Genomic DNA, 5,041 nt, shown 5'->3' on the forward strand with positions numbered 1-5,041 from the left:
CTGAAGGACTGGCTGTAGAGCTGGCCAAAGCTTGCGCCGGGCAGCGTGTTCGGACTGATCGTCAGTGCCGGGCAGACGTAGGCTGTGTACACCACGTTGTCGATGCCGATGTAGTCGGAATTGCGTCCATTTGACCCGGCAAAGGGCACGAAATAGCGGAACGCCAAACGCCCCGACGTGGGCGCGGTAAGCCCGGAGATGGTGATGGTGAATTGCGTCCATACCTGGGGATACACGCCGACTACAAGATCAGGATTGATCGACAGCAACAACGTCGTGAAGTCGCCCACCCCAAGAACGCCTGGACCTACGTTCGTGCTCGAGCCGTTCGTGCTCATGCGCACTTCGAGACGATCGGGAAAGTCGAACCCCGGCCCAACGGTCGGCTTTCTGGTATAGAACTGGAAGACATCACCATTGCGTAACGTTCTGTTTGGCGTCAAAAGAAAGTTACTGATCGTGCCGTCGTTCATGGCCGAGGTATTCTGGAAATTGGCCGCGATATAGGCATTGTCTGCGCCGTTGTACGCGTTGAATGGACCGGGATTCGGGACGGCGCTCGCGGGATATCCCTGGAACCAGCCGGTTGAACCCGGGGGGTTGCTATTGTTCTGCATGAACCAGTCGTTGCCCGTAAGCAAGGTGATGTTGTCGAAATTTTCCGTGAACGACTGGGCGAAGGCCGATGCGGACGAACACGCTATCAGGATGGAACCGGCGACGCGAAAGAACCCCTCAACGAACGGAAGACGGGATGGGGCGTGTTTCAGAACAACGGATATGATTGACATGATGACGATCCTTCAGTGATGCACAAAATGTGCGACGAATACGGAATGGCAATGACTCCCCGCGATTGCGGGTGTGAGCTGGCTCAGCGCAAGGCAAATTTTCAGGCACGACCTGGAGCATTGGCTTGATGGGCGATGGCAGTCATCCCGAGAAAGTCGGTCGCGCCGTCGTTGTCGAGGTTGTGCACGGGGATCGTGACCGGGCAATTCAGCGCTGCGCAGGAAAACCCGATCGTGTCGCCATTGCCCGCCTGACCGAGGAGGTAACGCAGCGAGCCGCTCGTGCCGGTACCGGTGGGCGAATCCTGCGTGGTATCGACTGTGAAGGTCGTAGCCGCAGCCGTGGATGCCACGAACAGCAAAACCAGCCCGGATTGGATCATGACGGCCAGCCTATTGGGGCGCATTGGCATTTTCATGGGATTCCTTGACGTGGCAGCGGACACCATCAGCCCTGCTGGCTTAAACGACGAGCGGGGCGCGGGACTGCCATCGAATTTCGCTACAGGCGCAAATGAACATTCGATTCCGCAACCCAGGCGGTAGAAAAACCTTGGTCGTGTCTGTAACTTCGGGCATCCTTGTGCTTGAGCTCCCGGTACATGCAGCAACGCGTCGATGCCCCTGGTGTGGATGAACTGGTCGATGGCCTGTATCTGCAGTTGCGCGTCCTTGCGCGCAGCGAGCGTCGTCGCGGCGGTGCACCCGACACCTTGCACACGACCGCTCTGGTCAATGAGTTGTATCTGAAGCTGGCGGACGCCGAGCGCCTGCGCTTCGGCGAAGCCAGACAGTTTTTTTCCTACGCCGCGAAAGCCATGCGCCACATCTTGCTCGATCGCGCGAAGCTGCAAATGCGCCTGAAGCGCGAGGACAGGCGGTTGCGGGTGGCCCTGACCGATCCGGATGTGGAAATGCTCACGATCGATCCGGCGCAGGCGCTCGAACTGGACGCAGCACTGGATACCTTGCTGCTGCAGGATCCACGGGCCGCCGAAGTGGTGGATCTGCATTATTTTGCGGGTCTGGGGCTGGATCAGGTGGCCGCGGTGCTGGGTGTGGCGCCGCGCACGGTGGCGCGCGACTGGCGTTTCGCTTCCGCCTTCCTCAAGGCCCGGCTGACGTGAATGCATCGTCGCCGAGCTTGCGTGCCTGTTTCGATCTGCTGGCCGACATGACGCTCCCACAACGCGAGGCGTGGTTGGCAGCGCACGCCCTCGATGCGAGATTGCGCCAGGAATTGCTCGATATGCTGGCCGCCGATCTTGATGAGGCGCCGCTGTTGGCCGCCTCCGCCGCGATGCTGGCCGAACAGTACACGCCGTCGCACCAAGACGGCGCCGGCTTGATCGGCAGCAGCATCGGGACGTACCAGCTGATCGAAGTGCTGGGCGAAGGCGGCACGTCCGTGGTGTTCCGCGCGGAACGCGCCAGCGGGACGGGCACGCAGACGGTGGCACTCAAGCTACTGCGCACGGGGCTGTTCTCTGCGGCCGGACAACGCCGTTTCCGGCGCGAACAAGGAGTGCTGGCGCAGTTGTCGCATCCGCATATCGCCGGCCTCATCCACGGCGGCGTCACGGACGCGGGCATTCCCTACATTGCGATGGAATTTGTCGATGGCCTGCCGATCACGGAGTACGCCAATGCACGTGCTCTGGGTCTGCGTGCGCGCATAGAGTTGGTGGTCACCGTATGCCGTGCCATCGACAGCGCGCATCGAGCTCTGGTGGTACATCGCGACCTGAAGCCATCCAACGTGATGGTCAACACCAGGGGCGAAATCAAGGTTCTGGATTTCGGTATCGCTCGCCTGCTCGATGACGGCGACCACCACGCCACCCAGACTCACGCGATCTCGCTGACGCCCGGCTATGCGGCGCCGGAGCAATACCTGCCCGGGCCGGTGACCACGGCGACCGATATCTACGCGCTTGGCATCCTGATGGGCGAACTGCTCACCGGACAATTGCTCCCACGCGGGCATACCCGCTTCGATCTTTCGCGCGCCTGTACCGATGCAGCCGCCGCGTTGCCTGTCGGCTTGCCCACCGGGGTTGCCATGTCGCGCCTGCTGCGTGGCGACCTCGATGCGATCTACAACACCGCTCATGCACAGGATCCGGGTCGTCGCTACCTCTCGGCTGCCCTGCTGGCCGATGATCTCGAGCGCTATCTGCACAACCAGCCGGTTACCGCGCGCACGCCTTCGGTCTGGTATCGCCTGCGCAAGAGCATGCAGCGCAATCGCGCTGTTTCGATCGCTGCGATGCTTGCCCTGGTGGCGATCGTGGCGGGTGTGTCGCTCGCGCTTTGGCAGGCCCATGTCGCGCGCGATCAGGCGCAGCGTGCCACCGCGGTGCGCGACTTCCTGATCGAACTGTTCGATGCATCGAAAGCCGGGCAATTGCCAGACCATCGATTGACCCTGGATCAACTCGTGCAGCGTGCCGGCGAGCGCTTGCAGACGCAGACCGGCCTGTCCGTCGCGACGCGCGTGGAGTTGTTGCGTACGCTGGGCGAAGTCAGGATGGTGGGCAGCGACTACATCCAGGCCGGGCAGTTCTACGATCAGGCCTTGGACCTGGCGCTGACGTTTTACGCGCCAGCCGACGCGGCCGTGACCCGGATTCGTCTGCTGCAGGCGGGTCTCCTGATCCATCAATCGCGCTACGCCGATGCCAGCACAGCTTACGCCCCCTTGCTGCCGCAGATGCTCAACGACAGCAGCGCCGTCAGTGTGGATGGATTGCAGAACTACGCCAGTGCGCTCATGTACTCGGCGCGCACCGAGCAGGCACTGGCCATTTCCGCCGAAGCCACGAAACACGCCGCCGCCCTGTATGGGGCAGGTTCCATCGGCGCTGTGCAAGCGAATTTGGTGCGCGGCAATCTACTGGTGGGTTCGGGCCACAAAGCCGAGGGCGCGAAACTGCTGGAATCCGCCCTGCGCATCTGGCGTAACAGCGGATACGCGCCAACCGAGGATTTTCTGCAGGGCCTCACCGATTTGTCGCGTGTACGCCAGGCGCTGGGCGAGACTTCCACGGCGGAATCCTTGCTTCGCGAAACGCTGTCCACCGCCGAACGGATCTACGATGCCCCTCACGAACGCATCGCGTTGGCCTTGCTCAATCTCGGTGACGTGTTGCGCCTGCAGGAGCGCCTGGGCGAGGCCGAACCCTTGCTGATTCGTGCTCTGGCGATGATGCGGACCCTCTACGGTGACGGCCATTTGCGCGTCGCCAATACGCTCAGCAGGCTGGGCAAACTGGAATTGCGCCGACGCGATCTGGCGGCGGCAACGCGGCACATCGACGCCGCGGGGCAATGGTGCGAACGCCCCGACTTGCACGCCACGCGTTCCTGCATCGAGATCCGTGCAACCCAGGCAGAACTCGCGCTCGCAACGGGCGATCTGGCACAGGCAGACGTCCGCAGCGCAAGTGCGCTGGCGATGGCGCAGGAAATCTTTCCGGAAGGTCATAACTGGATGGCCCAGTTGTGGCAGTTTCGCGCAGAGCTGAGCTTGCGTCGCAACGACGCACCAGCGGCTCTGGCTCTGTGCGATAAGGCGCGCGATCTGTTGGCGCGCCTGGACGAGCGGCGCGGCCTCGTTGCCGAGATGGTGCTGGCACGGCGCGCCAGTGCCCTGAACGCGCTGGGCCGCTCTGCCGAAGGGTTGGACGATATCCAGCAGGCACTGGCCATCTGGCAACAATTGGCGCCCGCAGGGGATTTGCATCAGATCGAATTGCTCGATGCACTGGCGTCGATAAACGCGCGTCTAGGTGAGAATGCCGCGGCTCGAGATGCCGCGAGTCACGCGCTCGCGCTGGTTGAGGACCGCAACCATATCGAGCCGGCATTGTTGGCACGGATTGAAGCGCAAGCGAAACAGGACCGCTAACCACGTCGGCGAGAAACGCGCCACCGCCAATCCGCCGACGGATGCCGGTAACCGGGCGCACTCGATTTTGCCAACGGATCGGCTTCGGTACGAACGATCCTCAAGATAGCCCGCACGCGAGATAACAGGTTTCCGTAGCCGCGCCCTCACATTGTTTAACCTTCAATTCTCCGCCTGGATAGAAATCCTCGTAAAACCACGGGCAGGTTTTTTCCAGTTCGCTCTGGATCCGCATCGGGACGCGGTGCCACGCAGGTTCAACGATCGATGAGCGTTGCCCATGCAGGTATTTGTGCCGGTAGTGGCTGTCGCTTTCGTTCGGGCGCACGCAAAGTTGTTC

The 5,041-nt window shown here is 62.0% G+C and carries 4 protein-coding genes and 1 pseudogene; 2 read left to right on the forward strand and 3 right to left on the reverse strand.

All coding sequences use genetic code 11. From position 1 onward, the window contains the following. A partial coding sequence (locus WBP53_RS13990; RefSeq protein WP_423929950.1) for a choice-of-anchor J domain-containing protein occupies window positions 1-791 on the reverse strand: 791 nt, incomplete at its 3' end. 101 nt (window positions 792-892) lie between these two features. Then, complete coding sequence (locus WBP53_RS13995; protein ID WP_423929952.1) at window positions 893-1,210, reverse strand: hypothetical protein; 318 nt, start codon at window positions 1,208-1,210, stop codon at window positions 893-895. Window positions 1,211-1,393: 183 nt separating this feature from the next. On the opposite strand from WBP53_RS13995, the gene WBP53_RS14000 reads away from it, so the two are divergent. Then, complete coding sequence (locus WBP53_RS14000) at window positions 1,394-1,918, forward strand: ECF-type sigma factor (RefSeq protein WP_423929954.1); 525 nt, start codon at window positions 1,394-1,396, stop codon at window positions 1,916-1,918. Then, window positions 1,915-4,701 carry a serine/threonine-protein kinase gene (locus WBP53_RS14005; protein ID WP_423929956.1) on the forward strand — a complete coding sequence of 929 codons (2,787 nt, stop codon included), beginning with the start codon at window positions 1,915-1,917 and terminating at the stop codon, window positions 4,699-4,701. Before WBP53_RS14000 ends, WBP53_RS14005 begins: the two co-directional genes overlap by 4 nt. Window positions 4,702-4,801: 100 nt before the next feature. Here WBP53_RS14005 and WBP53_RS14010 read toward each other — a convergent pair. Further along, window positions 4,802-5,041 (reverse strand): annotated as a pseudogene (locus WBP53_RS14010) (hypothetical protein); the annotation flags it as partial.

Source organism: Dokdonella sp. (assembly GCF_049593775.1).
Classification (GTDB): domain Bacteria; phylum Pseudomonadota; class Gammaproteobacteria; order Xanthomonadales; family Rhodanobacteraceae; genus Dokdonella.

Bases quoted from the DNA above. Each gene is read 5' to 3' on its own strand.
- WBP53_RS14000 (WP_423929954.1), top strand. From the start codon at position 1,394: ATGCAGCAACGCGTCGATGCCCCTGGTGTGGATGAACTGGTCGATGGC.
- WBP53_RS13995 (WP_423929952.1), bottom strand. From the start codon at position 1,210: ATGAAAATGCCAATGCGCCCCAATAGGCTGGCCGTCATGATCCAATCC.